The organism is Streptomyces sp. NPDC002935, assembly GCF_040611295.1.
Classification (GTDB): domain Bacteria; phylum Actinomycetota; class Actinomycetes; order Streptomycetales; family Streptomycetaceae; genus Streptomyces.
Genome location: NZ_JBEXNW010000053.1, coordinates 21,317 through 47,120 on the forward strand (window position 1 = coordinate 21,317; position 25,804 = coordinate 47,120).

Genomic DNA, 25,804 nt, shown 5'->3' on the forward strand with positions numbered 1-25,804 from the left:
GCAGATTTACAGAGGGCTGGCTACATACCCGCTGACCAGCCCAGCGCCTCTAGGCGCCCCACGCGGGGGAAGAGAGATTCGCGCTAGAACTCAGGCCGCGACAAGCTCCTTTAGCGGACGAGCCGCTACCACAGGACGAGCAGGCAGAACAGGCTTCGATGCCTACTCCCGAGTATGAGCCCAGCAACCGTCTGCCATGTGGTAAGCACTCCGAGTGACAAGCACAGGGGATCGTCAGCTCTTCCACTTCACTCACATACGCAACCTGCCGGGCATTCTCAACGACAAGTGCCTGGTCTCGGACTCCGAGATGCAGAGCCGCGGCGGCGTGCCAATGGAGTGCGGCGACACTGAGATCAAGTCCCAGCGACGCCTTCGGCCGATCAAGGTTTCGCCTGGCGGTGTGCCGGCCGACTACGTGCCCTTCTATTACGCACCGCGATCGCCGATGCTGTACCGCATCAGCAAGGGCGGCGTGCGCACTTATCCGGACGGCCAGCCCCCGCTGGTCTACCTCGTCAGCAACGTGGCGGCAGCATCAGGCGTCGGCCAGCCGTATGTCGTCAGCGATGGCAACTGCGCGAGCGCGATCACCGATCACTTCAACAGCCTGGAGTCCATGGAGCAGGTAGTCGACTGGTCCATCATTGGGGCACAGATCTGGGCAAATACAACCAATGATGGCGACCGCATGAGGCGTCGCATGGCGGAGTTCCTCGTCTATGAGCAGCTTCCCGTCTCGGCCCTGACCGAAGTTGCGACGTACGATCGAGAGCACGCCCTGCTGGTTGAGCGGCTCCTGGACGATGCATCCGTTGACTTGCCTGTGACTGTCAGACGCGAGTGGTACTACTGACGAACGGGCACACTGAAGACCCAGGCGTAAGGAAGGGACGACATGATCACCCGCGGCACCGGCAATCTGCTGATCGCAGACGTCGATGCTCTTGTTAACACGGTCAATACCGTGGGAGTCATGGGCAAGGGCATCGCCTTGCAGTTCAAGCGCGCATTCCCAACAAACTATGCCGACTACAAGGAGGCGTGCGAGCACGGCGAAGTGACAGTTGGGCGCATGCACGTGCATGAGCTTCCGCAATTGGGAGGTCCCCGCTTCGTCGTAAACTTCCCCACCAAGCGCCACTGGCGCTCACCTTCCCGCCTAGAGGATGTGACAGCGGGACTCACCGCACTGCGCGACGAAATCGTGGAACGTGGAATCAAATCCATCGCAGTTCCACCTCTAGGCTGCGGCAACGGCGGCTTGAACTGGGCCGACGTAAAACCCATGATTAATCAAATTCTGGGGACTATCCCCGGAGTTGAAGTTCGCGTCTGGGAGCCAGCCGGGGCCCCTACGGCAAAAGAAATGCCGAACGCGACACCCACACCTCCGATGACTCGCGAGAGAGCGTCATTCATTGTCGCATTGAGTCGCTATATCGATGCCGCCGTGGAGCGCGGAATGGCGTTCGATCCTCGCGTTTCACTGCTCGAAGCACACAAAGCAGCATACTTCCTGCAAAAGTTCGGATTGCCGCTCGGCCTTCATTTCGAAAAAGGAATCTACGGCCCCTACTCACCCCAGTTGGACCGAGCCGTTTCCACCATGGAAGGCCACTTTCTCCACGGCTACGGCGATGGAACCAGTGGCGCGCAGGCAATCCTTGAGCTGGACAAAGAAGCCGTACACGAGGCCAAACTCAGGCTTCAGGATTCCGCTGAATTCGACCGTATCTCCCGCGATTTTCAGTCACTCACCGCAGGCTTCCAAGACGCCTTCGGAATGGAGCTCCTGAGCACGGTGCTATTCGCGGCCGATGAGCTAGTGCCTCCCCCTGCGACGTCAGAGAAGGTACTATCCTGCATCCAAGGCTGGAATCACCGAAAGAGTCGGATTTTTACGGATGCCCACATCCAAACCGCATGGAATCGGCTACGCGAAGCTGGGCTAATCGAAGGCGCCCCGAACGCCTAAGGTCCGAAATTGAACCCGTCACCAGACTTCGATCCCAAGCAGATGCCTGATGACTGCGCCCGAAGGACGCAGTCATCTTTCTATCGACATTCCTTGATTTTTCGACCTGCCGGGTCTCATCTACACGCGGTAGGTGCCCTTAACCTAGGCGCCACTTTTCATGTCGCAACGTGCTACTTTTTGCCGCTGCAGTCCAGTTCGCCAGAGGCGCTGTCCCTCTTGACGTCGACGCTGGCAACCACACGGGCTCCCGGTAGCCACTTGCTGCTCGCAACGTCGTAGAGCGAACGCTTGTCCTTGACGGATCGCAACCAGTCCGCCGCTTCAGGGCCGACGAGGACCGCGTCGAGCTCGCGCTGTTGCATGCGATCCTGCTCACGACCGATGGAAATGCTCGCCTTATAGGAGCCATCCCCGGAGGAATCCATCGGTTCCACTAGTGCCTTACGTCCACGCAGGTTCGTGCCGAGCCATAGCTCCTGACCTTCGGGTACATCTCCAGCGACGTGCACAGTTACTGCAGTACAACGCCTCACGGTGACTGGCTGATCTTTCAGGGAAGGACTCTTGAACGAGTAGGACGCATCCTCCTTGCCAAGATCTTGAAGCTTCGGGACCAGATCGTCTTTGATGGTGTATCCGGTCGCCGCACTGACGGCACCGATGCAGGCGAAGATCACAGTAAGGATCGTTACCCCCCGCGTAAACGCCTTCTTCCCTGTGGCGGGTTCTCCTTCACCGGCAGGGATACTCTGCGATGGGTCTGGTTCCGGTGCACCCGGCATAGCATCCGGCGACTGAGTGGTCGTCACTTCTCCCCCTCGAACTCGATCGCGAGGAGGTTACCCGGTTCATACCCGTGAAGTAATCACAGTTTCCAAGCTATTACACAGCGAACGGAAGACGGCCGGGCTCCGGTGTCCGATCTACGAATCCGTGATGAGCCGGACGAGCGTCACGTTGTCCCAGCCACCCGGACACCCTAGGTCCGCCGTTCACTGCAGCACCTTCAAAGACGGTACGGATATGCGCGAAGCCGTGGGCGCGGTAGTACCGCTGAAGCCCTGCGTTTGTCGTCCAAGCGTCCAAGCGAAGCCAATGCGCACCCGCTCTGTGTGCCCGGTCGCCAGCCCAGTCGAGTAGACGGCCGCCGAGGTCTTGCCCGGCGTACGCACGGCCGACGGTCAACTTGTTGACGAACATCGACGGTTCCGCCAATTCATCCTCTGTCCAGAGGCCTTGTTCGGCGTCCGGAGTGAGCGTGATCGTGCCAGCCGTCGTGCGTCCATCACGGAGCATAAACACGACGCCCGCTTCGATCGTTGCCAAGAGCCTGTCTGCGGGATACGGCCGGCTCCACTGGTCAGACCCAAGGGCCCGCAACCACGCTGCGGCTTCCTCGCGAAAGGCGAGCAGCTTGTCCACGTCGTGCGGTTCCGCGAGAGCGATGATCACGCGGTCTCGTTTCGGGCGGACAGTTCACCGATCTCGTAGTTCATGCGGTTTAGGTCCCCTCGGAACGTCGTGATCGTGCAGCGGATCGGACGGTCTGCGGAGTAGCCCGTACGCGTCCAGAGCATCACGGGCACACCGGCTCCGATCTCCAAAAGCCGGGCTTCCTCCGGCGTGGGCATCCGGGCGGCGATCTCATCGAAGTACCCGACCTGCTCGATTCCTCGCGATGCGAGATAGCGAGTCGTGCCCTCCTCGATGTCTCCCGGCTCAGCCAGTCGCGGTGATGCGTCGACCAGCCACGACGGATAGTAGGTCGCCTGTGTGGACCACGGAACGTCGTCCACATAGCGATGACAGAACCGCAATACAGCCGTCGTACCTGCGGAGACCTTGAGTCGCTCAGCGACATCATTAGGCGCCGGGAGCATCTCCACTCGGAACGTCTGGTGAGGCCGGCGGCCAGCATTCGTTACGTCGGTGCTGTAGGCGTCGCCGCTCTGCGGGAACTCCAGGTTTTCGAAGCGGGACGCGTTCAGCTCGAAGACCTCGTGCTTTGCGACCTCATATCCAAGCCCTTGGCTTGAGGTGATGAGCCCCTGCGCGACCAGCAGCGAGAGACCTGAACGCACAGTGTTCCGCGACGCGTCGAAGCGGGCTGAAAGCTCACTCTCCGACGGCAGTCGAGACCCCGGCGGATGGGTGCCGTTGTCGATCTCACGGCGCAGGGCGTCGGCCAACTGCCGGTACTTCGGCTGCTTGCTCATGCCCCCATCATGGACCACTCGCGCAACTTGTTGGTACATGCGGTTCCCCAAACGCTTGACGACTCACCCTCCGTGGGTGCAGCATCACTGCATCAGCTTGTACCAACAAGCAGAGCAGGTGGTGCAACACCATCGAGTGTGCACTGCCTGCACTGACAGTGCTCGGTGAGTACCCGTGAAGACGGGAGCCTCTGATCAGGGGGTTACCAGGCTCATCGGAGCGGCCGTTCTTTGACAACTGAATGGGGATCACGCCGCCTCTCCTCGGCCAAGTAGGCGGCCTCGCAGGTTCTCCCGCGTGACGTACAGCGCAAATCGACCTCTCCGCAGCTCACCTGCTGCGGGCCAGCTGCCTCCGCTGCTCGTCTCGTACGAGCAGCGCTGAGGGGAGCCGGATCTACCGACTTCAACGGCGCGCGGCCCCGGTGCTGGAACACCGGGGCCGCTGTTCGGGCCGTTCCTGTGTGAGAGGAACACGACCCAATGAGTCCCATCGTCACTGTTCAGGAAGCTGTTACCGCGTTCGCCGACTTCATGGAGCCGACGGACGCGGAGCTGGACGCGATCGAGCTGGAGATGCCCGCGATCCTCGCGGACGTCGACCTGATCGACGCGCAGATCATCGCCATTGACCACGTCCCGAACGAGGTCGACACCCGCCGGGTGCGCCGGGCGCTGGCCCGGGTGCTCGCGGAGCGGGCCAAGCTGGCCAACCGCACGGCCGGCACGATCCCGGCGGGGGTGGCGTGATGGCCCGTCCGACCGCTCTGCCCGCCGTCGCCGTGACGGCGGTGTCCCTGGTCCTCACCCTGGCCGTGGTCGTGATGTGGCTAGGGTCGGCGATGCCGTGGCCCGTCGCTCTCGTCGTCGGTCTGGGCATCGACGGGGGATGGCTCGCCACCCTCGCCTACGAACGGCGTCTCGCCGCCCAGGGCGACCACTCCACTGCCGTGACGGCGGTCGGCTGGTCGTTCGGGCTCCTCGCCACCGCCGTCCTAATCGCCCACGCCCTCACCGCCGAAGCTGACACGGGCGCCTGGCTTGCGGTGGCGTGGCTGCCGCTCGCGGCGAAGGCGCTGTGGCTGGTGCACGGATTGTGGGAGCGGACCGCGCTGACCTCGAACGCGCTGAACGCCATCACGGGTATCCAGCAGAAAGCCCGGGATGAAGCGGCCGTGGCTCGTGCCCGGCTGCGGGCCGAAGCCAGCACGGAGGAGACGCGGCTGACGGCCGTGACGCAGGCAGGGGCGCGCGTCGCCCGGGTCCAGGCCGAGACCGCCAAACGGCTCTCCGACGCGTGGTCGACGCTGGAAGCGGCCCGGAACGGCGAGGACACCGGACGGGCCTTGACCAGCGTGACGCACCGCGTCACACCCGACGTCACAGCCCAATGGGAGCTCCCCATCTGGGGGCCCACCGAGCCGCTTACCGCACTCGAATCCGGACCCGCTCTCAGCGACGCCGAACTTGATGCGGTCGTGGACGAGATCCGCACCAGCCGCGTTCCGGCCCTGTCCTACCGCGAGATGGCCACCCGCTTCCGCACCGCCGGCCACTCCGCATCCGAAGTCCGCCTGCGGGCGGCATGGAAGCGCGTCGCGTGATGGCGGCGCTGCCGGTGTTCCGGTGGCGCCTCGCCCCGGACGGCTACGCCACCCGCCGCCAACTCCGCGCCCGCGGCCTGCGCCCCGGTGGACAGGCCGTGGCGGCGCAGCTCGAACGGCCGCGCCGCCGCCGTGGACCGCTAGTCGCCTACCTCTACCGGATCGATCTCGCCCGGCCGGTGCGCCCGATGACGGCCGCGAAGTGGGCGGCAGTGGCCAAGGCCAACGCCGCCCGCCGCACCTGCCCGCAGTGCCGCACCGACGCCGGATACGTCATCCCCACCTCGCTCGGGACCTGCGTGCCCTGCGCCTACCCCGAAGACCAGTGCACCGCCTGAACCCTCCGTCCACACCTTGGAGTTCCGCTGTGACCAGCACCAACGCTGTTCCGACGGTCACGTACGCGTGGCACGCGCATGTGACTGTGCCGGGCGAGGGCCGCGCGTTCGCCCACGGCACCGTCACCGTCCCGCTCGACTACTGCTGGGACCGCGTCACCCGCGAAGTTGCGGCGTGGCTCGGGTCCCAGGGCGCGACGGGCCAGCTCGCCGACATCCACCTCATCCTCGCCCCCGACGCCGGAAAGGCGGTCTGACCATGTCCAAGCCCGACACCCGTCGCCTCGACCGGGCGATCCGCGAGACCAATCGCAAACTCGAAGCCGTCCGCCGCGGCGAACTGTGGCCGCTCACCGGCTCCGAGCGGCGCCAGATGCTCGCCGCCGTCGCGGGCGGTTCCTACCGGGTCATGCGCGGCAAGAGCACCGGCCGCGCCGAGAACCGGATCGACTCGGTTTCGACCTCGGCGGAGACGCGGCTGATCGCGGAGATGACCGCGTTGCAGATCGAGCGTCAGCGCGTCGTCACCGAGGCCGCCCGCGCCAAGGCCGCGAAGAAGTCGTCCGGCTGGTGGTGACCCGCACCGCGCCACGCGCCCGGCCCGCACGGCATTCCTCCCCTTCACTTTCACCCCGTTCCGGGGCAGTCAGGAGTCCGTTTCACCATGAGTGAGAACGTAGTTCACCTGCACAAAGACACCAACCCGTCCGCCGTGACCACGCTGACAGTGGTCCCCGAACCGGCACCCGCGCCGCCCGTCCCGCTGTGGGTCCGCTCCGGCCGCGCCATCCGCACGGCGGTCATGCACGAGACCACCAAGACGACCGCCCGCGCCGTTGCCCGGCACACCCTCTACGTCGCCGGCGGCGCGAAGATTGCGGCGAGGCGGACGTGGGACGGGCGGACCGCCTCCCGCTACGAGCGGATGCTCCGCGCCGCCGAAGCCGCCGGGAACCACGAGGTCGCGGCGGAGTGGGAGGAGCGGGGCCAGCACTTCCGCGAGGCCCGCCACCGCCGCCGCATGGACCTCCTTCACTCGCCTCTGGACGCGGCCAAGGGCGTGGCCGTTACCGCTGGCATGGGTGTCGGGTCGTTGGTCGCGCTCGGGGTCGTGATGGCGATCGCGACGAAGGACGTCACGCAGGTCGTCACGCCGTTGATGGCCACGATCGAGTTCATCAACCTGATCATCACCATCGTTCAGGTCGTGTGGGGCCCCGCCCTCGCCATCGGCCCGTTCCTGGCCCTGCTCGCCTTATGGGCCGTGGGCAGCAAGCAGCAGGCCGCACCCCAGTGGGCCCTTCCGGCAAACGTCCGCGACAGCGAGGGTGAGCCGATCACCCCGTCGATCGTGGTCAAGGCCCTGCGCGACCTCGGCGTACCCGCGCTCCGCAACGCCATCAAGGACATGGGCGACGCCGGCGCGTCGATGCTCGGGCCGATCCGGATCGCCGGATGCGGCGTCGAGGTCGACGTCACCCTCCCGTCCGGCGTGTCCACGATCGAAGTGCAGAACCGCCGACGCAAGCTCGCGGAGAACCTGACCCGCCACGAACACGAGGTGTTCATCACCATCCCGCAGGCCGCCCGCACGGTCCGCCTGTGGGTCGCCGACTCCGGGGCGCTGGACGAGCCGATCGGCCCGTCCCCGCTGGTCACAGACGAGACGATGACCGCCGACTACGCCAAGGGCCGCGCCCCCTGGGGGCAGGACCTGCGCGGGGATGCCGCCGCCCTGTCCGTCTACCAGCGGCACCTTCTGATCACGGGTCTGTCCAACCAGGGCAAGACCGCCGCACTGCGAGCGCTGGCCCTGTGGGTCGCGCTGGACCGGTCGGTGGAGTTCTGGATCGGTGACCTGAAGGGCGTGGGCGACTGGGCCATGTTCGAAGGACTCGCCACCCGCTTCATCCAGGGCCCGACCGACGACCACGTCATCCAGGTCACGAAGATGCTGGAAGACGCGGTGGAGGAGATGAACCGGCGTCTGATGGCGCCGCCCGGAACGCAATTCCCCGCCCTGATCGTGAACGTGGACGAGGCGCAGGTCGCGTTCATGTGCCCGCTCAAGGACGAGGACAAGCGGCCTTACGGCGGATCGTCGTCCAACTCCCGCTACTTCATGGCCGCCCGCAAGATTCACAACCAGGGCCGTGCCGTGAACGTGCTGCTGTGGCAGGGAACGCAGGACCCGACCGACCAGAACCTTCCCAAGCTGGTCCGCGAGGGAGCCCACACCCGCGCATCCCTCGCGCTGGGCACCGAGTCGCAAGCCCGCATGGCACTCGGGGACAAGGCCGTGAACGGCGGCGCCGCCCCGCACCTTCTGCGCCCCGGGCTCGACAAGGGAACGCTGGTCGTCGCGTCCGACGGCATCCAGGCCCCGGCCGGGCAGTCGTCCATCACGGTCCGCACGCACTACATCAGCACCGAGGAAGCGACCGAGATCGCCGACCGTGCCAAGGCCCTGCGGGACGGAGTCACCACCCTGACCGTCATCGAGCGGGGCGAGGACCGCGACCCGCTCGCCGACATCCTCGCCGCCCTCGGAGACGCCCCGAGGGTCCGCACCAAGGACGTCCTCAAGCGGCTCGCGACGCTGAACGAGCAGGCATACGGCGGCTGGTCGTTCCTCGACCTCAAGCGCGTGCTGGACGACGCTGGCGCGGAGCCCCACAAGTCCGACGGGGTCATGGTCGTCAGCCGCGACCGCGTCGCCCAAGCGCTCGCCAACCGCGATGGGGACGGTTCCGCTTCCATCGATGGATGACAGGGAGCCAACCCCGCCCGGGTCAGGGAGGCAGGGAGAACTCCCTGACCGCCTCCCTGACCGCCTCCCTGGCTCTGAGCTGCATAAATGATCGCTCAGGGAGTCAGGGAGGCACCCCAGGTCAGACCCCGAAAACCCCCTCCACAGCCCACCCCCAAGGGTGTGCCTCCGCCTCCCTGACCGAGCACCGGAAGGGATTCCGCATGTACCCCGAACACCCCGCCACCAGCAGCCCCGTGACCGCCGTGGAAGTCCACCAGCCGACCCCGTTGGCACCCGTCGCCATGGCGCCGGCGCCCCTCGTGCCGGTGCAGCCGGGCAGCGTCCCGACGGTGGCGAGCGTGGTCCTGCCCGACGGACGGGTCGTCACCGGATACGCCATCAACCCCGTCCAGCCCGAACCGCTCGCGGCCAAACCGGCCGTGTCCCGCACGGCAGTGAACATCGCCCTCGGCGGGATCGGGTTCGCCGCCGTGTGCGGCGGGCTGCTGGTCCTGACGACGTTCATCGCCGCACTCACCGCGCTCATCACCCAACTGATCACCCTCGCCGCCGTCATCTTCGGCGGCTGGATCGCCGTACAGGTCTTCTCCGCGCCCGGCCCCAAGCGGGGGACCACGGTCAACATCCGCAAAGCCGTGATCAAGCGCAACCGCTTCCACAGCTAGCTACGCCAAGGGCGGCCCCCACTCCGCCAAGAACCGGGGCCGCCCTTGCTCACCAGCAACTCATCAAGGAACTGGAGACATCCAGCATGACGCAACTGACCGACATCCGGCGAGCACTCGTCTTACAGCTCCGACGCGGAGACGTGTTCCGTGTCCTGGACGCCTACTCGTGCATCGGCGGAGCCACCACCGGCTACCGGCGCGCGTTCGGCGCCAACTGCCACATCACCGGCGTCGACATCCAGGCACAGCCGGACTACTGCGGTGACGCCTTCCACCAGGGCGACGCCATCGAGTACATCCGCACGCACGGCCACGAATTCGACTTCATCCACGCCTCCCCGCCCTGCCAGGGCGAGGGCGCCCCGACCAAGGGCACCAACGCCGCCCGCAACGCCGCGATCGGCCGGACCTACCCCCGGCTCATCGCCCCGACCGGCGCCGCCCTGGAAGCGACGGGCCGGCCGTACGTGATGGAGAACGTGGCTGGCTCCGACGTCCGCAAGGACATCCGCCTGTGCGGGGAACAGTTCGGGCTCGCGGTGCTCATGCACCGCTACTTCGAACTCGGCGGCTGGACGTTCCCGCAGCCCGTCCACCCCCGTCATCGCGGCTACGTGCGGGGCTACCGGCACGGAGTCTGGCGTGACGGTCCGTACGTCGCCGCGTACGGCAAGGGTGGCGGCAAGGCCACCGTGGAGGAGATCCGCACGGCCAAGGAAATCGACTGGTCCACCGACCACTTCCGCCTCCGCGAAGCCCTCCCGCCCGCATACACCGAGTGGATCGGCGCTGCCTACCTCACCACCCTCGCCCCCCGGCTGGACGTGGCCGCATGAGCGAGCACCTGCTGAACGCGGCCCTGGCCGCCGCCGCTCGCGGCTGGCACGTCTTCCCCCTCCGTCCGGGCGTCAAGTTCCCCGCGCTGCACGGGGAACGGATGTGCACCGGCACGGGACCGTGCGAGAACGGGCACCGGAAGTGGGAACAGCGCGCCACGACCGCCCCCGACCGCATCCGCGCCACCTGGTCCACGGGGCCGTTCAACGTCGGCATCGCAACCGGTCCTTCAGGTCTGTTGGTCGTCGACCTGGACACGCTCAAGCCCGAAGACCCGAAAGGAACGCCTGACGGCGCCACTTCCTTTGCAGCGCTCTGCGAGCGCGCCCGGCAGGCAGCACCGGACACCTACCGGGTGCGGACCGCACGCCGAGGGGAGCACCTGTACTTCACCCAACCCCCCTCAATCCGGCTGCACTCCACCAAAGGACGCCTCGCCAAAAAGATCGACACCCGAGGATGGGGCGGATACGTCGTCGCCGCCGGCAGCACCACCCCCACCGGAGGCTACGAGCCGCTGTGCGGCCCTGAGACGGCCTGTCTGCCCTCGTGGCTCCAAAGCATCCTGCAACCCGCTCCCAAGCGGCCCCAGGCGTCTCCTGTGGCCGTAGCGGGGCAATCGCGCCGATATGCGGATGTAGCGCTTGCCGCTGAGGTACGGAACGTCGCGACGGCTCAAGTCGGTGAGCGGGAGGCGAAGTTGTTCCGGGCTGCACGCGCGGTGGGGCGGTTCGTCGCGTGGGGCGACCTCCCCCGGCACGTGGTCGAGCAGGCTCTTCAGGAGGGGGGCGAGGCGGCCGGACTGTCCGCGTCCGAGTGCCGCTCCACGATCCGGAGCGCGCTCGACTGGTCCGTCGCCCACAACCAGCGTCGCCGGGATGCGGCATGAGCAACCGCCAGCATCCCCATCTGAAGAGCATCACCACCACCCCGGACGGTCCGCCGGCCGCTGCACAGCCTGTGGACAGTCCGGCCGTGGGCGAGCCGACGGGCGTCGCCGAAGGCGTCCCCATTGCTGTTCGCCCTGACCCGAGGAAGGACGACGGGCGCCGCTCCGCGGCCTGGCTCCACATCGTCGCGCCGCCCTCGTGGAGTGTCACCCCGTCCGCCCGTTCCTGGTGCACCTGCGGCTACGAGCGGCACGCCATCGGCCGTGCCGCCGTGCTGCAACTGGTCGCCGCACACGGCGAACACCGCATCGCATGCCCGCTGTTGACCCCCGACTCGGAAGGCAGGACCGCCGCATGACGACCAACGACGTACGCGCGGATCTGTGGGAAGGGTTCGAGGACATCGAACCCGAGCAGATCACCGGCCCCGCCTGGGACGAACCCGTACCCCTGCGGGCGCGCCCGCCGCTCCCCAACTTCCCCGTGAACGCCTTCCCGGCTTGGCTGGGCGGCATGGTGCGCGGTGTCGCCGAGGAGACCCAGACCCCGGCGGACCTCGCCGGATGCCTGGCCTTGGCGGTCCTCGCCACCGCCGCCGGCGGACGCGTCAAGGTCTGCGTACGCGGGCACTGGCGTGAGCCCGTGAACATCTACACCGCCATCGCCCTGCCTCCCGGCAACCGGAAGTCGGCCGTGTTCGACCTGATGGTCAAGCCGCTGCTCGATGCGGAGAAGGCCCTGATCGAACTCTCCGGGCCCGTCCGGGCGGAGGCGGAGACCCTGGCCAAGCTGGCCAAAGCAGCCGCCGAGAAAGCCGCCGCCAAGGCAGCGAACGCGGAGCCCGAACACCGCGACGCCCAGACAGCCGAAGCCGTCCAACTCGCCCAGGACGCAGACAAGATGCGGATTCCTGCGGAACCGCAGCTCGTCGCGGACGACGTGACGCCGGAGAACGTCGGCACGCTCCTGGACGAGCAAGGCGGGCGCATCTCCTGCCTGAGTGCCGAGGGAGAGTTGTTCGACATCATTGCCGGCCGCTACACGGGCAAGCCCAACATGGGCATGTTCCTCAAGGGCCACGCGGGGGACATGCTCCGGGTCAATCGACAGGGCCGCAGTGCACAGCACGTCGACTCCCCGGCGGTCACGATCGGCCTGGCGGTGCAGCCGGAACTTCTGGACGCTCTCAGCCGCATCGACGGGGCCGACGGGCGCGGGCTCCTCGCCCGCTTCCTGTACTCCAAGCCCCTGTCCCTGGTCGGTTTCCGCAACCTGACGCCCGCCCTGCTGGACGAGCAGGTGGCCGCCACCTACGCCAAGTACCTCGCGGGCATGACGCTCGCCCTGGCGGACTGGACCGACCCCGCCCTGATTCAGCTCACCCCGGAAGCCGATGCGGTCTTGCTGGCCTTCCAGAAGGTCACCGAGTCGCGTCTCGGTCCGGACGGGAGTTTCGCTCCGATCGTGAAATGGGCGTCCAAGCGGGACGGCGCTGTCGCCCGCATCGCCGGGCTCCTGCACCTCGCCGGCCACCCCGAGGACGGATGGCACAAGCCCGTCGAGGCGTCCACCATGGCCGCCGCCACCGAACTGGGGGACTACTTCACCGCGCACGCACTGGACGTGTTCACCGTCATGAGCGCCGGCCCCGCCCACGAATCCGCGGTATCCGTCCTCGCCCAGCTCGTCTCCAGCAACCCCGCGCAGTTCACCAAGCGGGAGCTGTATCGGTCGCTGCGCCCGGCCGACTTCCCCGAGATCGGCGACCTGGACCCCGCGCTGGCTCTGCTCGAAGAACACGGCTGGATCCGCCAACTCCCGCCCCCGCCTCGTTCCAGCAAGGGCGGCCGACCGCCCTCGCCCCGCTACGAGACCCACCCGCGCATCGCGCGCGGAGCCTGACAGAACCCCCAGACCGCTGACAGAACTGACACAACCCCCCGCGCAAACCGCTGACCTGCGCGAACGACCATGATCGCGGTTCTGGCAGAACTGAGTCAAAACCTGACAGAACTCCCGGCAGCACCGCCGGGAGTCCTGTGACAGAACCTCCCCCGACGAGGTTCTGTCAGGTTTTAACTCAGTTCTGCCAGAGATCCAGAACTCGGCAAAACCGCAGGTCAACGGATTGCCGGGGAGGTTCTGTCAGTTCTGTCAGCGGATTGCGGCCCTTCCGTCAGAAATTGCCGAGGAGGCAAGCAGCATGAGCACCGCCGTTCGCCCCGTTGAGCCCCTTCTCTACACCCCCGAGGAAGCAGCCGAAGCCCTACGGCTGGGTCGGTCCACCGTCTACGAACTCATGGCTGACGGCGTCCTGGCCTTCGTCAAGCAGGGCCGGTGCCGCCGCATCAAGGTGGCCGTCCTCAAGGCCTACGTCGACAGCCTCTAACCCCAGCCCCCTCAAGGCGGCCCCGGACGATTCGTCCGGGGCCGCCTCTGTCTTGGAGAGCCACATGAGCCCCCGCAAGTCGAACCTGGAATCCACCATCTACTTCGGCGATGACGGCTGGTGGCACGGCCGCGTCACCATGGGCGTACTCCCCGACGGGAGCCCCGACCGCCGGCACCGCATGGCCCGTACGGAAGCCGCGGTGCGCCGCAAGGTCCGTGAGCTGGAGAAGCTGCGTGACGAGGGGCGTGCGACCAAGGCGGGCCGTAAGCCCACGGTCGGACAGTGGATGGAGACCTACCTGACCGACATCGCGAGCCTGAAGCTCAAGCCCCGGTCCCTGGACGACTACTGGTCCAAGACCCGCAACGACATCGTTCCCGGCGTCGGCAAGCACCGCATCGACAAGCTCGCCCCCGAGCACCTTGAGCAGATGTACCGGGCCATGCTCGACGCCGGGCGCGCGCCGTCCCACGTGGTCAAGGTGCACCGCATCCTGTCGCGGGCCCTGAAGATTGCCCACCGCCGACGGATGATCGGTGAGAACGTCGCCACGCTGGTCGACCCGCCCAGCATCGAAGAGACCGAGACGAACCCGTTCACCCAGGAAGAGGCGAAAGCCTTCCTGGAAGCGGCTGCCAAGCGGCCCACGTTCATGCGGTGGATCGTCGGGGTCGGAATGGGCTTCCGGCAGGGCGAGACCCTGGGACTGCGGTGGTCTTACGTCGACCTTGCGGCGGAGCTGTTCCATCCTCGGTGGCAGCTCCAGCGGCTCACGTGGCGGCACGGCTGCGGTGACGCGCACGCCTGCGGAGCGCGCCTGCACCGCTTCGAGCCCTGCCCGGCGAGCTGCGCCACGCACAAGGGCTACAAGCGTGGTTGCCCGAAGCCGTGCACCAAGTCGTGCACCAAGCACGCGAGCATCTGTCCCGACCGCAAGGGCGGAGGTCTGGCCTTCACCCGGCCCAAGACCAGGAAGAGCACGAACCCGGTACCGATCCCGCCCGCGTTCATCCCCTACCTGATCGCGCACAAGGCACAGCAGGACGAACTGCGGGAGGCGGCCGGCGAACTCTGGCAGGAGCACCAGGCCGTGTTCACGCGGTCCGACGGCCGGCCCATCGACCCGCGCGACGACTGGGAGGAGTTCAAGGAGTTACTGGCGGAAGCGGGCATCGGTGACCGTCGCCTCTACGACGGGAGCCGCCATACGGCGGGCACGATCCTGAACGAGCTGGGGGTCGACATGCCGACAATCATGGAGATCCTGCGGCACACCCAGATCAGTCAGACGCGCCGCTACGTCAAGGGCCGCTCTCATCTCTCGAAGGACGCGATGCGCCGCATGGGAGACGCCTTCATGCCCGCCCCGGAACCTGTCCCCGAGCCCTCAACTGAGACTAGGACTGAGACTGGAGACCGCCGCGCGGCTCGTGCCCGCGCCCGCCGCCGCATCCGGTAAAAGCAAAAGCCCCAGGTCACGGCGAGTGAGTCCTGAGGCTTCCACAGAGCCGCCTTCGGGATTCGAACCCGAGACCTACGCATTACGAGTGCGTTGCTCTGGCCATCTGAGCTAAGGCGGCGCGCTGCCCACACCTATGGTGCGATCAGCAACGTCGGTAAGTCTACACAGTTTCCGGGGGTGCTCCGCACACGCTCCGGGGCATGCGCTCCGGGGGTGCCCGGCAGGGCTATGAGCAGCGCTTTCCCTTCTGGGGAGGGGTGCCCTGGAGGAGGTAGCGATTGATCGTGGAGTCGATGCAGGCGCTGCCGCGGCCGTAGGCGGTGTGGCCGTCGCCGACGTAGGTGAGGAGGGTCCCGGAGGAGAGCTGGGAGGCGAGGGACCGGGCCCAGGGGTACGGGGTCGCCGGGTCGCGGGTGGTGCCGACGACGAGAATCGGCGCCGCGCCCTTCGCCTCGATGCGGTGGGGTTCGCCGGTGTTCTTCACGGGCCAGTACGCGCAGTTCAGGGAGGCCCAGGCCAGACCCTCGCCGAAGACGGGGGACGCCTTCTCGAAGGCGGGCAGTGACTCCTCCACCTGGTCCGGGCCGGAGAACGCGGCCGGCAGGTCGAGGCAGTTCACCGCGGCGTTGGCGGACATCAGGTTCGCGTACTGGCCGTCGGCGTCCCGCTCGTAGTAGCTGTCGGAGAGGGCGAGCAGACCCGAGCCGTCGTTCTTCCTCATCGCGGAGGTGAGCGCGTCGCGCAGCTGCGGCCAGGCCGTCTCGTCGTACATCGCCGCGATCACCCCGGTCGTCGCGAGCGCCTCTCCGAGCTTGCGGCCGTCCGCGTCACCCGCCGGGATCGGCTCCTTGTCCAGCTGCTGGAAGAACGCCTTCAGGTTCCTGCCCACCTGATCCGGGCTCGTGCCCGCATCGCCCAACGGGCAGTCGCTGTGCCGCACGCAGTCCTTCGCGAAGGACTGGAACGCCGTCTCGAACCCCGCCGTCTGCTCCTCGTTCAGTTTGCGCGCGGTCAGGGACGGGTCCAGGGCGCCGTCCAGGACCAGCCGGCCCACCCGGTCCGGGTAGAGGCCCGCGTACGTCGCCCCCAGGAACGTCCCGTACGACGCCCCGACGTAGTTCAGTTTCTCGTCGCCCAGTACGGCCCGCAGGATGTCCATGTCGCGAGCCGCCTCGACCGTGGAGACATGCCGGAGCAGATCGGGCGAGTGCTCTCCGCAGCCCTCGGCGAACTTCTTGAAGGCGTCGACGAGCTGGTCCGTCTCCTTGCCGTCGTCCGGCGTGGTGTCCGTCTGCGCGAACGCGTCCATCTCACGGCCGTTGAGGCACTCGACCGGCTCGCTGCGGGCCACTCCTCGCGGATCGACCGCGACCATGTCGTAGCGGGCACGGACGTCCGCCGGGTAGCCGATCCCGGCGTACGACTGGAGATAGCCGACCGCCGAACCGCCCGGCCCGCCCGGGTTGACCAGCAGCGAACCGAGGCGCTTGCCGGGCCCTGTGGCCTTCTTGCGGGAGACCGCCAGCCTGACGTCGCCCGCGCCCGGCTTCGCGTAGTCGAGCGGCGCTTTCATCGTGGCGCACTCGAAGCCGGGGACGCCGCAGCTGCGCCAGTCCAGCTTCTGCCCGTAGTACGGCGACAGCGCCGTCGGCGTGGCACGCGGCAGCGCGGTGAGCACCGCGCTCGTCGTCGCGGCCGTCGTCGTGGAGCTCCCGGAGGAGCAGGCGGAGATGAGCAGCGCCGCGGCGGCCAGCAGCACGCCGCTCGCACGGAGGGGTCGGGTCGGCCGAGAACTGCGCCTCTTGTGCATCTCGCGAGCGTAACCTTGCGCGATCAATTGATCACCTTCCGTCGCGGAAGCGCCTCTTACGAGTGACTCGGTCAACCCGTCACCGGGCACGTCGCCGCCCGGCCGGGTGGCCGACGGGGCGCGCGCACGGGAATCAGCCCGCTCGCAGCGCCATCGTCATCGCCTCCACCGCGAGCAGCGGGGCGACGTTGCGGTCGAGTGCCTCCCGGCACGCGGCGATCGCTTCGATACGGCGCAAGGTCGACTCCGGCGAACTGCCGCGGGCCAGCCGCTCCAGCGTGTCCCCCGCCTCCGCGTTGGCGATGGCCAGGCGGGAACCGAGCTGGAGGGCGAGGACGTCGCGGTAGAAGCCGGTGAGGTCGATCAGGGCCAGATCCAGGCTGTCGCGCTGCGTACGCGTTCTTCGGCGCTTCTGCCGGTCCTCCAGCTCCTTCATGACGCCCGCCGTGCCGCGCGGCATCCGGCCGCCCTGCACCGCGCCCAGAGCCGTCTTCAGGTCCTCGGTCTCCTTGACGTCGACTTCCTCGGCGAGCTGCTTCGCGTCCTCCGAAGCCGTGTCGATCAGCTCCTGCGCCGCCTTGAGGCAGCCGCCGATGTCGTCGATCCGCAGCGGGAGCTTGAGGACGGCGGCGCGACGCTGACGGGCGCTCGGGTCCGTGGCGAGGCGGCGGGCCCGCCCGATGTGGCCCTGCGTCGCACGCGCGGCGGCCGCCGCGACGTCGGGCTCGATGCCGTCACGGCGCACGAGGATGTCGGCGACCGCTTCCACCGGCGGGGTGCGCAGCGTGAGCAGCCGGCAGCGAGAGCGGATGGTGGGCAGCACGTCCTCGATGGACGGCGCGCAGAGGAGCCAGACCGTGCGGGGAGCGGGCTCCTCGACGGCCTTCAGCAGGACGTTGCCCGCGCCCTCCGTGAGCCGGTCCGCGTCCTCCAGGACGATGACCTGCCAGCGGCCGACGGCGGGGGACAACTGGGCTCGGCGGACCAGGTCGCGGGTCTCCTTGACGCCGATGGAGAGCAGGTCGGTACGGACGATCTGCACATCGGCGTGGGTCCCGACCAGGCTCGTATGACAGCCGTCGCAGAACCCGCAGCCGGGGATCCCGCCGAGCGCGCGGTCGGGGCTCACGCACTGCAACGCGGCCGCGAAGGCGCGCGCCGCCGTGGAACGGCCCGAGCCGGGCGGGCCCGTGAACAGCCAGGCGTGCGTCATCTTGGACGCCTCGGGAAGCGGAGCGCCCGCGGTGACGGCCGTGACCAGGTCGTCGGCGTCCCGGGCAGCGGCGGCGAGCTGCTCGCTCACCTTCTCCTGACCCACCAGGTCGTCCCACACAGGCACGGGCTCCGCCTTTCCGTCGCATTTTGTCTCGCGTCGTCCATTGTGCGGGTCGCCACTGACAATCGGGCCCCGCCCGCCCGTTCGCCGGACGCCGCTCGCCGGACACCGTTCGCGGAACGCCGGGCATCAGACGTCAGACGTTGGACCGCCGGAGCCTGACGCGGGACGCCGGACTCGTGACGCCGGACGTCAGACGCGGGACGCCGGACGCCGGACGCCGGACCCCGGCGGGGCGTGACTCCGCACCCGCCGCGTCCGTCGGCCGGGTGCTAGCGTCGCCGCCCGCGCCCCTGCTCCTCGTCCCAGTCGTCGTCCTCGCGCGGGCCCAGCAGTTCGTCCGCCAGGGTCGGGAGGTCGTCGAGCGGGGTCTCCTCGGCCCAGTCGGGGCGGGGCCTGCGGCGCGGGGCGCCCGTCTCGTCCACCTGCGGCAGTTCACGCGTGCGGTCGACGGGTCCCTCGCGCCCCGCTGCCGGCCGCTCGTCGCGGAAGAAGCCCCGGGGCATCCGGTCCGCGGGGTCACCGGACGGCGCGTCGGCCCTGGCCCCCGCACCCCCGTCCCGTACCGGAGGCAGGACCGTCGTCTCGTCGGCCGCACCCGGACCCGGAGAAACGGGCGGCAGCACCGTCGTCTCGTCCGCCGCCCCGCCCGGCACCGGCGGCTTCGGCAGCGTGGCCGTGTCCTCGACGTCGGGGCGCGCCCCCGAGCGGGTACCCGCGCGACCCTCGCCCGGTCGGACCGGCGGCAGTACGGCGGTCTCGTCGGCGGACCCGCCGGACGCCGGACGGGTCACGACCGGTGTGGGCAGCGTCGTCTCGTTGTCCGACACGGAAGCCGCCGCAGGCCGTGCGACCGCAGAACCCGAGCCAAAGCCGGAGCCGGAAGCAGAAGCAGAGGCAGACGGCTTCGGGGACGGGGATGCCGAGGCGGACAAAGCCTCACCGGCATCGCGTCCCGTCCCGGCGCCGGCCCCCGAGCCGGTCGGAGCGCCGGCCCTCGGACCGGAACCGGAGCCGGAACCCGTCCCCGCGGTCGACACCGCGGCCTCGGCCGAAGCGGCCGCTGCCGCCGACGCGGCAGCCGCCTCCGCGGCGAGCCGTCGGGCCTCCTCGGCCCGCAGCAACGCCTCCTCGGCCTTCCGCTGCTTCTCCACGCGGCGCGCCTCGGCCTCGGCGCGCAGCCGCGCCTCCTCCTCGGCCTGCCTGCGCACCCGCTCCGCCTCGGCGGCGCGGGCCTGTTCCTCGGCGAGACGCCGGACCCGCTCCTCTTCGGCACGGCGACGGGCCTCCTCGGCACGCTGCCGGGCCTCCTCCGCCTGGCGCTCGGCCTCGCGCCGCTGGGCCTCCTCCAGCTCGCGCTGCTTGCGCTCCTCTTCCTCGGCGCGCAGTTTCGCGAGCTGTGCCTGGCGCTCGCGCTCCAGGCGCTCCTCCTCCGCCTTGCGGGCGGCCTCTTCCTCGGCCTTGCGCCGGGCTTCCTCCTCGGCCGCCCTGCGGGCCTCCTCCTGAGCCTTCACCTCGGCCTCGGAGAGGGGCAGCATCACGTCGAGCCGGTGCCGTACGACCGTGGTGACGGCCTCGGGCTCCTGTGCGGCGTCGACGACCAGATATCGGCTCGGGTCGGCGGCGGCGAGCGTCAGGAAACCGGACCGCACGCGCGTGTGGAACTCGACCGGTTCCGACTCCAGCCGGTCGGGCGCCTCGGTGAACCGCTCGCGGGCGGCTTCCGGCGACACGTCCAGCAGCACCGTCAGATGCGGTACGAGCCCGTCCGTCGCCCACCGGTTGATCCGGGCGATCTCCGTCGGGGACAGGTCGCGGCCGGCGCCCTGGTAGGCGACGGAGGAGTCGATGTAGCGGTCGGAGATGACGATGGCGCCCCGCTCCAGCGCGGGCCGCACCACCGTGTCGACGTGCTCCGCGCGGTCGGCGGCGTACAGCAGCGCCTCGGCGCGGTGCGAGAGGCCCGCGGACGACACGTCGAGGAGGATGGAGCGCAGCCGCTTGCCGACCGGCGTGGCGCCCGGCTCACGGGTCACCACGACCTCGTGGCCCTTGGCCCGGATCCAGTCGGCGAGCGCCTGCGCCTGGGTGGACTTGCCGGCCCCGTCGCCGCCCTCCAGGGCGATGAAGAAGCCGCTCGTCGCGGGCACCTGCGCCGGGTCGTCACCGCCGCGCAGCGCGTCCAGCAGGTCCTTGCGCAGCGGCACCCCGGAACGGTCGTCAACCTTGGCGAGCACCATGGCGGCGACGGGCAGCAGGAGCGCGCCGACCAGCATGAGGGTGAAGGCGGCGCCGCCGTGCGCAAACACGAACTTGCCGTTCTCCAGGCGGTGCGGGCCGATCGCGGCGGCCACCAGCGGCGCCACGATCGCGCCGACCGCCACGAAGACCCGTACGACCGCGTGCAGGTGCTCGGTCGTACGGGCTCGCCGGTAGTCCTCGGCCTCCTGGTCGAGGAGCGCGTGCCCGGTGTTGGCGGCGACCCCCGCGCCGATGCCCGCGAAGCCGACGATCAGCAGCACGGTGGTGACGTCCGGGACGAGCCCGGCGGCCAGCAGCGCGACCCCGGTGAAGGCGATCGCGAGCGCGAGCAGCCTGCGCCTCGACAGCGAGGGGAGCGTCGAGGGGGCGGTGCGGATGCCGACGACGACGCCGCCGGTCAGGGCCAGCACGAGCAGCCCGTACATCACCGGTCCGCCGCCCAGGTCGGTGGCCTCCAGGACGGAGACGGCGACGGCGGCCGAGATCGCTCCGGCGACCGCGGCGCAGGCCGGCACCAGGAGCGGGATCGCGCCGGTGCGGCCCTTGTCGATGCCGGTGCCGGTCTTCGGGCGGCGCAGTCCCTCGAGCGGCGACCGCGCGCGCGGGGTGCGGGCGTCGGGCAGTTCGAGGAAGGTGACCACCGACAGCGAGGCCGCGAAGAGCCCGGCCGCGACGTACGAGGCGAGCGCCGCCTGGTGCTGGTCGAACCAGTCGATCCCGGCGCCCAGCAGGTTGCTGACGAGGGAGACGACGACCAGGGCGACGGCCGCGATCGGCACCGCGATGAACGCCGTGCGCAGGGACAACCGCCGCAGTGCGTCCATGTGGTCCGGCAGCGGGCGTACCGTGGCGCCCTCCAGCGGCGGGGCGGGCAGCAGCGCGGGCGCCGCGCTCTCCCGGCACACGGTCCAGAACCGCTCGGCGACTCCGGTCACGAAGACGATGACGAGGAGGACGGCGAGCGCGTTGTCCGGGGTCCAGTCGATGAACAGCGGCGCGACGATGAGGAGCGCGGCCCGCAGACCGTCGGCTCCGAGCATGGTCCAGCGCCGGTCGAGGAGCCCGTCGGGCGAGGTCAGCGATGTCAGGGGTCCGAGGAGCACGGCTCCGAAGAGCAGCGTCGCGAGGACGCGTGCTCCGAAGACGGCCGCCACGGCGAGGGCGGCCCCGCGGTAACCACCGCCGAAGGAACCCTCGGAGATCGCCGCCTGGAGGGCGAGGACGACCAGGACGAGCAGGGCCAGCGCGTCCGCGACACCTCCCACGAGGTGTGCGCTCCACAACCGCTTCAGCTGCGGTTGACGCAGCAGCGCGCGGACGGCGCGCTCGCGTGAATCCGCGACCAGGGCGTCGTCGGGGGCCGAAGTGTGGGCCGTTGGCTGCTCGGCTCGCGTCATCCTGCCAGCCTATCCGGACCCACTGACTCCCCGAAGGGGTGCCCGAACATACGGACGCCCCCACACCGGGTGGTGTAGGGGCGTTCGCTCTCTGACATGGGTCCGAGCCCGGTGAAGGCCACCTAAATCGTGGAGATTTCGGAGGGCCGAGGCCCTGGAGCCACCCCACCTGCGGCCCGGGGCCGCGGGGTTCGGCCGGTGTCTCAGCCTTCGGAGGACGCCGTCTTCTTCGCGGCGGTCTTCTTGGCGGGCGCCTTCTTGGCAGCCGTCTTCGTCGCGGTCGTCTTGGCGGCGGCGGTCTTCTTGGCCGGTGCCTTCTTGGCGGGCGCCTTCTTCGCGGCCGCCTTCTTCGCGGTCTTCTTGGCCGGACCCTTGGCACGCTTCTCGGCGAGCAGCTCGTAGCCGCGCTCCGGCGTGATGTCCTCGACGCTGTCGTCAGAACGCAGGGTGGCGTTGGTCTCGCCATCGGTCACGTACGGTCCGAAGCGGCCGTCCTTGACCACGACCGGCTTTCCGCTGACCGGGTCCTCGCCCAGCTCCTTCAGCGGCGGCTTGGCGGCCGCGCGGCCCCGCTGCTTGGGCTGGGAGTAGATCTCCAGCGCCTCTTCGAGCGTGATGGTGAAGAGCTGGTCCTCCGCGGTGAGCGACCGCGAGTCCGTGCCCTTCTTCAGGTACGGCCCGTAGCGCCCGTTCTGCGCGGTGATCTCGACACCCTCGGCGTCCTTGCCGACGACGCGCGGCAGGGACATCAGCTTGAGGGCCTCGTCCAGGGTCACCGTGTCGGGCGCCATCGACTTGAACAGCGAGGCGGTACGCGGCTTGACGGCGTTCTTGCCCGTCTTCGGAGTGCCCTCGGGGAGCACCTCGGTGACGTACGGGCCGTAGCGGCCGTCCCTGGCGATGATCTGGTGGCCCGTCTGCGGGTCGGCACCGAGCTCGAAGTCACCGCTCGGCTTGGCGAGCAGCTCCTCGGCGAGTTCGACCGTCAGCTCGTCGGGGGCCAGGTCCTCGGGAACGTCGGCGCGCTGGTGCTCCTCGGAGTCCTTCTCGCCGCGCTCGACGTACGGGCCGTAGCGGCCGACACGCAGCACGATGCCGTTGGCGACCGGGAAGGAGGACACCTCACGGGCGTCGATGGCGCCCAGGTCGGTGACGAGCTCCTTGAGGCCGCCCAGGTGGTCGCCGTCGCCGTTGCCGGCCTCGGCGGCGCCGGTCGCCTCGCCCTCACCGAAGTAGAAGCGCCGCAGCCACGGCACGGCCTGCGCCTCACCGCGTGCGATGCGGTCGAGGTCGTCCTCCATCTTGGCGGTGAAGTCGTAGTCGACGAGCCGCCCGAAGTGCTTCTCCAGGAGGTTGACCACGGCGAACGACAGGAAGGAGGGCACCAGGGCCGTCCCCTTCTTGAAGACGTATCCGCGGTCGAGGATCGTGCCGATGATCGACGCGTACGTCGACGGGCGGCCGATCTCGCGCTCTTCGAGCTCCTTGACCAGCGACGCCTCGGTGTAGCGGGCCGGCGGCTTGGTGGCGTGGCCGTCGACCGTGATCTCCTCGGCGGACAGCGGGTCGCCCTCGCTGACCTGCGGGAGGCGGCGCTCGCGGTCGTCGAGCTCGGCGTTCGGGTCGTCCGCGCCCTCGACGTACGCCTTCAGGAAGCCGTGGAAGGTGATCGTCTTGCCGGACGCGCTGAACTCGGCGTCACGGCCGTCGGCGGCCCGGCCCGCGATCTTCACGGTGACGGAGTTGCCGACCGCGTCCTTCATCTGGGAGGCGACGGTCCGCTTCCAGATCAGCTCGTACAGCCTGAACTGGTCGCCGGTCAGTCCCGTCTCGGCCGGGGTACGGAAACGATCACCCGAGGGGCGGATCGCTTCGTGCGCCTCCTGCGCGTTCTTGACCTTCCCGGCGTACGTACGCGGCTGCGCCGGCAGGTAGTCGGCGCCGTACAGCTGCGTGACCTGGGCGCGGGCGGCCTTGATCGCCGTGTCCGACAGGGTCGTGGAGTCCGTACGCATGTAGGTGATGAAGCCGTTCTCGTACAGCTTCTGCGCCACCTGCATGGTCGACTTCGCGCCGAAGCCGAGCTTGCGCGAGGCCTCCTGCTGGAGCGTCGTCGTACGGAACGGCGCGTACGGCGAGCGGCGGTAGGGCTTGGACTCGACCGAGCGGACCGCGAAGTTCGTGTCCTGGAGGGCGGCGGCGAGCGCACGGGCGTTCGTCTCGTCCAGGTGGAGCGTGTTCGCGCTCTTGATCTGGCCCAGCGAGTCGAAGTCGCGGCCCTGGGCGACGCGCTTGCCGTCGACCGAGGTGAGACGGGCGACCAGATTGGACGGGTCGCTGGCGTCACCGGTGCGGCCGGTGCCGAAGGTGCCGTTCAGGTCCCAGTACTCGGCGGAACGGAAGGCGATGCGCTCGCGCTCCCGCTCGACGACGAGCCGGGTCGCCACGGACTGGACGCGGCCGGCCGACAGCCGCGGCATGACCTTCTTCCACAGGACCGGCGAGACCTCGTAGCCGTACAGACGGTCGAGGATGCGGCGGGTCTCCTGGGCGTCGACCATGCGCTTGTTGAGCTCGCGCGGGTTTTCGACGGCGCTGCGGATCGCGTCCTTGGTGATCTCGTGGAAGACCATCCGGTGGACAGGAACCTTGGGCTTGAGGACCTCCAGGAGGTGCCACGCGATGGCTTCGCCCTCGCGGTCCTCATCGGTGGCGAGGAAGAGCTCGTCGGAGTCCTTCAGCAGGTCCTTGAGCTTCTTGACCTGGGCCTTCTTGTCGGCGTTGACCACATAGATCGGCTGAAAGTCGTTGTCGACGTCCACACCGAGGCGGCGGACCTCACCGGTGTACTTCTCGGGCACCTCCGCGGCGCCGCTGGGGAGGTCACGGATGTGCCCGACGCTCGCTTCGACGACATAGCCGGGGCCGAGATAGCCCTTGATCGTCTTCGCCTTGGCAGGCGACTCGACGATGACGAGTCGGCGGCCGCCGTGTGCGGTGTCGCTGGTCGGGGACAACTTCGCTCTTCTCTCCGGTCGACGCGGAATCTCCTCGGGGCTTGGCTCCCGAGGGGTCGGGTCATGCTGACGCTGCGGAGTGTGACGGTACATCCCGCCCCCGTGTCAAACGGGAAAAGCCCGCAACGGCCACTCGAACGGTAACCCGACTACCGCCATTCCTGCCGCCCGGAGTGTCGACCAGCTCTTTCGGGCCTATCCGGAGGGTAACTTCCCAGTTACCGAAGTACCGGTTCTCACGCGCGGTCTCACACGCGCGTGAAGCACCACATTCCGATCGCCAGCGCCCCGCTTCCGGCGACGCCCGCGAGGGTCGCCGATGCGACGCGGTTCACACCGTGGGCGACGGACTCACCCTGGCGCACCCGGACCACGGTCCAGGCCAGAAGTCCGCCTCCGAACAGGGCGAACACCGTCCCCGCGAAGATCGCCGGCCCGCTTTCCATGGATCTGTCCTTCCGCCCGAGTCCTCAGGCTCGGGAGGCTGACACGCCCCGGCAGCGGTCGGGCGAACCCCTGGTGAACGCCGGGCGACCGGCGCCCCATGGGGCGCCCACACCGTACCCGGAGCCGCCGCCCACCCGGTCGTCCTCTTCTCATCGGCGCGGCCCACGACCCACGCGACTGTGGCGAATCCGTCGTTCCCGGCCTCGCCGTCGCCCAGCCGGCCGAACATCTTCGGCTTCGCCCCGGTCACCCGACTCGACGCGAACCCGTCGCCGCGACGCTTTCCCGACCGCCGATCTCCTTCCTCCGTGCATTCGTCCCGCCCATTCACCGCGTCCGTTTCTCACAGGCATTTCTCGCGCACCAAGCCCGTC

Annotated in this window: 23 protein-coding genes and 1 tRNA gene; 15 read left to right on the top strand and 9 right to left on the bottom strand. The window is 68.9% G+C overall.

The window, feature by feature from the left end; translation table 11 throughout:
• The first annotated feature begins 214 nt into the window (after window positions 1-214).
• Window positions 215-856, top strand: coding sequence for a DUF4433 domain-containing protein (locus ABZX90_RS40730; protein ID WP_355213365.1), 642 nt, complete (start codon window positions 215-217; stop codon window positions 854-856).
• A gap of 42 nt (window positions 857-898) precedes the next feature.
• Window positions 899-1,978, top strand: a complete 1,080-nt coding sequence (locus tag ABZX90_RS40735; RefSeq protein ID WP_355213366.1) for a macro domain-containing protein — start codon at window positions 899-901, stop codon at window positions 1,976-1,978.
• 173 nt (window positions 1,979-2,151) lie between these two features.
• Here the strand turns inward: ABZX90_RS40735 and ABZX90_RS40740 are convergent, their stop codons facing one another.
• The 3 genes from ABZX90_RS40740 to ABZX90_RS40750 all read right to left on the bottom strand — a co-directional run bounded on the left by ABZX90_RS40740 (window position 2,152) and on the right by ABZX90_RS40750 (window position 4,197).
• Window positions 2,152-2,658, bottom strand: a complete 507-nt coding sequence (locus tag ABZX90_RS40740) for a hypothetical protein (RefSeq protein ID WP_355213367.1) — start codon at window positions 2,656-2,658, stop codon at window positions 2,152-2,154.
• Between the two features lie 205 nt (window positions 2,659-2,863).
• Window positions 2,864-3,433, bottom strand: coding sequence for a GNAT family N-acetyltransferase (locus ABZX90_RS40745; RefSeq protein WP_355213368.1), 570 nt, complete (start codon window positions 3,431-3,433; stop codon window positions 2,864-2,866).
• Complete coding sequence (locus ABZX90_RS40750; RefSeq protein WP_355213369.1) at window positions 3,430-4,197, bottom strand: GntR family transcriptional regulator; 768 nt, start codon at window positions 4,195-4,197, stop codon at window positions 3,430-3,432. The genes ABZX90_RS40745 and ABZX90_RS40750 overlap by 4 nt, the downstream gene beginning before the upstream one ends.
• A gap of 483 nt (window positions 4,198-4,680) precedes the next feature.
• On the opposite strand from ABZX90_RS40750, the gene ABZX90_RS40755 reads away from it, so the two are divergent.
• The 13 genes from ABZX90_RS40755 to ABZX90_RS40815 all read left to right on the top strand — a co-directional run bounded on the left by ABZX90_RS40755 (window position 4,681) and on the right by ABZX90_RS40815 (window position 15,158).
• Window positions 4,681-4,947: a DUF6284 family protein gene (locus tag ABZX90_RS40755; protein ID WP_355213370.1), complete on the top strand. Its 267-nt coding sequence runs from the start codon at window positions 4,681-4,683 to the stop codon at window positions 4,945-4,947.
• Entirely contained in the window at window positions 4,947-5,801 is an 855-nt protein-coding gene (locus tag ABZX90_RS40760; protein ID WP_355213371.1) for a protein spdB, read from the top strand. Before ABZX90_RS40755 ends, ABZX90_RS40760 begins: the two co-directional genes overlap by 1 nt.
• Complete coding sequence (locus tag ABZX90_RS40765; protein ID WP_355213372.1) at window positions 5,801-6,139, top strand: RRQRL motif-containing zinc-binding protein; 339 nt, start codon at window positions 5,801-5,803, stop codon at window positions 6,137-6,139. The genes ABZX90_RS40760 and ABZX90_RS40765 overlap by 1 nt, the downstream gene beginning before the upstream one ends.
• Before the next feature lie 29 nt (window positions 6,140-6,168).
• Window positions 6,169-6,396 carry a hypothetical protein gene (locus ABZX90_RS40770; protein ID WP_355213373.1) on the top strand — a complete coding sequence of 76 codons (228 nt, stop codon included), beginning with the start codon at window positions 6,169-6,171 and terminating at the stop codon, window positions 6,394-6,396.
• A 2-nt stretch (window positions 6,397-6,398) separates the two neighbouring features.
• Window positions 6,399-6,716: a hypothetical protein gene (locus ABZX90_RS40775; protein ID WP_355213374.1), complete on the top strand. Its 318-nt coding sequence runs from the start codon at window positions 6,399-6,401 to the stop codon at window positions 6,714-6,716.
• Between the two features lie 87 nt (window positions 6,717-6,803).
• Window positions 6,804-8,909, top strand: a complete 2,106-nt coding sequence (locus ABZX90_RS40780; protein WP_355213375.1) for an ATP-binding protein — start codon at window positions 6,804-6,806, stop codon at window positions 8,907-8,909.
• A 203-nt stretch (window positions 8,910-9,112) separates the two neighbouring features.
• Window positions 9,113-9,577, top strand: coding sequence for a hypothetical protein (locus ABZX90_RS40785; protein WP_355213376.1), 465 nt, complete (start codon window positions 9,113-9,115; stop codon window positions 9,575-9,577).
• Between the two features lie 86 nt (window positions 9,578-9,663).
• Window positions 9,664-10,416 carry a DNA methylase gene (locus ABZX90_RS40790; protein ID WP_355213377.1) on the top strand — a complete coding sequence of 251 codons (753 nt, stop codon included), beginning with the start codon at window positions 9,664-9,666 and terminating at the stop codon, window positions 10,414-10,416.
• Window positions 10,413-11,306, top strand: a complete 894-nt coding sequence (locus tag ABZX90_RS40795; protein ID WP_355213378.1) for a bifunctional DNA primase/polymerase — start codon at window positions 10,413-10,415, stop codon at window positions 11,304-11,306. Before ABZX90_RS40790 ends, ABZX90_RS40795 begins: the two co-directional genes overlap by 4 nt.
• A complete protein-coding gene (locus tag ABZX90_RS40800) occupies window positions 11,303-11,665 on the top strand; it encodes a hypothetical protein (RefSeq protein ID WP_355213379.1) in 363 nt (120 codons plus the stop codon). Before ABZX90_RS40795 ends, ABZX90_RS40800 begins: the two co-directional genes overlap by 4 nt.
• On the top strand, window positions 11,662-13,209 hold the full coding sequence (locus ABZX90_RS40805) for a YfjI family protein (RefSeq protein WP_355213380.1): 1,548 nt from the start codon (window positions 11,662-11,664) through the stop codon (window positions 13,207-13,209). Before ABZX90_RS40800 ends, ABZX90_RS40805 begins: the two co-directional genes overlap by 4 nt.
• 301 nt (window positions 13,210-13,510) lie before the next feature.
• Window positions 13,511-13,696, top strand: a complete 186-nt coding sequence (locus ABZX90_RS40810) for a helix-turn-helix domain-containing protein (protein ID WP_190171268.1) — start codon at window positions 13,511-13,513, stop codon at window positions 13,694-13,696.
• Window positions 13,697-13,760: 64 nt separating this feature from the next.
• Window positions 13,761-15,158: a site-specific integrase gene (locus tag ABZX90_RS40815; RefSeq protein WP_355213381.1), complete on the top strand. Its 1,398-nt coding sequence runs from the start codon at window positions 13,761-13,763 to the stop codon at window positions 15,156-15,158.
• Between the two features lie 47 nt (window positions 15,159-15,205).
• Here the strand turns inward: ABZX90_RS40815 and ABZX90_RS40820 are convergent.
• From ABZX90_RS40820 to ABZX90_RS40845, 6 genes are all read right to left on the bottom strand, one after another.
• A tRNA-Thr gene (locus ABZX90_RS40820) sits at window positions 15,206-15,279 on the bottom strand.
• A 108-nt stretch (window positions 15,280-15,387) separates the two neighbouring features.
• Window positions 15,388-16,971 (bottom strand): alpha/beta hydrolase, encoded by a 1,584-nt coding sequence (locus tag ABZX90_RS40825; RefSeq protein WP_355213382.1) that lies wholly within the window; start codon window positions 16,969-16,971, stop codon window positions 15,388-15,390.
• Window positions 16,972-17,104: 133 nt separating this feature from the next.
• Window positions 17,105-18,310 (bottom strand): DNA polymerase III subunit delta', encoded by a 1,206-nt coding sequence (locus ABZX90_RS40830; protein ID WP_355213383.1) that lies wholly within the window; start codon window positions 18,308-18,310, stop codon window positions 17,105-17,107.
• Between the two features lie 269 nt (window positions 18,311-18,579).
• The gene (gene tmk, locus ABZX90_RS40835; RefSeq protein WP_355213384.1) at window positions 18,580-21,966 is read right to left on the bottom strand and encodes a dTMP kinase; all 3,387 of its coding nucleotides are present in this window, start codon (window positions 21,964-21,966) and stop codon (window positions 18,580-18,582) included.
• 203 nt (window positions 21,967-22,169) lie between these two features.
• On the bottom strand, window positions 22,170-24,983 hold the full coding sequence (gene topA, locus ABZX90_RS40840; protein ID WP_351126376.1) for a type I DNA topoisomerase: 2,814 nt from the start codon (window positions 24,981-24,983) through the stop codon (window positions 22,170-22,172).
• 248 nt (window positions 24,984-25,231) lie between these two features.
• Window positions 25,232-25,429: a hypothetical protein gene (locus tag ABZX90_RS40845; protein WP_351126378.1), complete on the bottom strand. Its 198-nt coding sequence runs from the start codon at window positions 25,427-25,429 to the stop codon at window positions 25,232-25,234.
• Window positions 25,430-25,804: the final 375 nt, after the last annotated feature.

Bases quoted from the DNA above. Each gene is read 5' to 3' on its own strand.
- ABZX90_RS40780 (WP_355213375.1), top strand. From the start codon at position 6,804: ATGAGTGAGAACGTAGTTCACCTGCACAAAGACACCAACCCGTCCGCC.
- ABZX90_RS40735 (WP_355213366.1), top strand. From the start codon at position 899: ATGATCACCCGCGGCACCGGCAATCTGCTGATCGCAGACGTCGATGCT.
- ABZX90_RS40815 (WP_355213381.1), top strand. From the start codon at position 13,761: ATGAGCCCCCGCAAGTCGAACCTGGAATCCACCATCTACTTCGGCGAT.
- ABZX90_RS40765 (WP_355213372.1), top strand. From the start codon at position 5,801: ATGGCGGCGCTGCCGGTGTTCCGGTGGCGCCTCGCCCCGGACGGCTAC.
- ABZX90_RS40790 (WP_355213377.1), top strand. From the start codon at position 9,664: ATGACGCAACTGACCGACATCCGGCGAGCACTCGTCTTACAGCTCCGA.
- ABZX90_RS40810 (WP_190171268.1), top strand. From the start codon at position 13,511: ATGAGCACCGCCGTTCGCCCCGTTGAGCCCCTTCTCTACACCCCCGAG.
- ABZX90_RS40805 (WP_355213380.1), top strand. From the start codon at position 11,662: ATGACGACCAACGACGTACGCGCGGATCTGTGGGAAGGGTTCGAGGAC.
- tmk (WP_355213384.1), bottom strand. From the start codon at position 21,966: ATGACGCGAGCCGAGCAGCCAACGGCCCACACTTCGGCCCCCGACGAC.
- ABZX90_RS40755 (WP_355213370.1), top strand. From the start codon at position 4,681: ATGAGTCCCATCGTCACTGTTCAGGAAGCTGTTACCGCGTTCGCCGAC.
- ABZX90_RS40825 (WP_355213382.1), bottom strand. From the start codon at position 16,971: ATGCACAAGAGGCGCAGTTCTCGGCCGACCCGACCCCTCCGTGCGAGC.
- ABZX90_RS40845 (WP_351126378.1), bottom strand. From the start codon at position 25,429: ATGGAAAGCGGGCCGGCGATCTTCGCGGGGACGGTGTTCGCCCTGTTC.
- ABZX90_RS40785 (WP_355213376.1), top strand. From the start codon at position 9,113: ATGTACCCCGAACACCCCGCCACCAGCAGCCCCGTGACCGCCGTGGAA.
- ABZX90_RS40795 (WP_355213378.1), top strand. From the start codon at position 10,413: ATGAGCGAGCACCTGCTGAACGCGGCCCTGGCCGCCGCCGCTCGCGGC.
- ABZX90_RS40760 (WP_355213371.1), top strand. From the start codon at position 4,947: ATGGCCCGTCCGACCGCTCTGCCCGCCGTCGCCGTGACGGCGGTGTCC.
- ABZX90_RS40800 (WP_355213379.1), top strand. From the start codon at position 11,303: ATGAGCAACCGCCAGCATCCCCATCTGAAGAGCATCACCACCACCCCG.
- ABZX90_RS40775 (WP_355213374.1), top strand. From the start codon at position 6,399: ATGTCCAAGCCCGACACCCGTCGCCTCGACCGGGCGATCCGCGAGACC.
- ABZX90_RS40750 (WP_355213369.1), bottom strand. From the start codon at position 4,197: ATGAGCAAGCAGCCGAAGTACCGGCAGTTGGCCGACGCCCTGCGCCGT.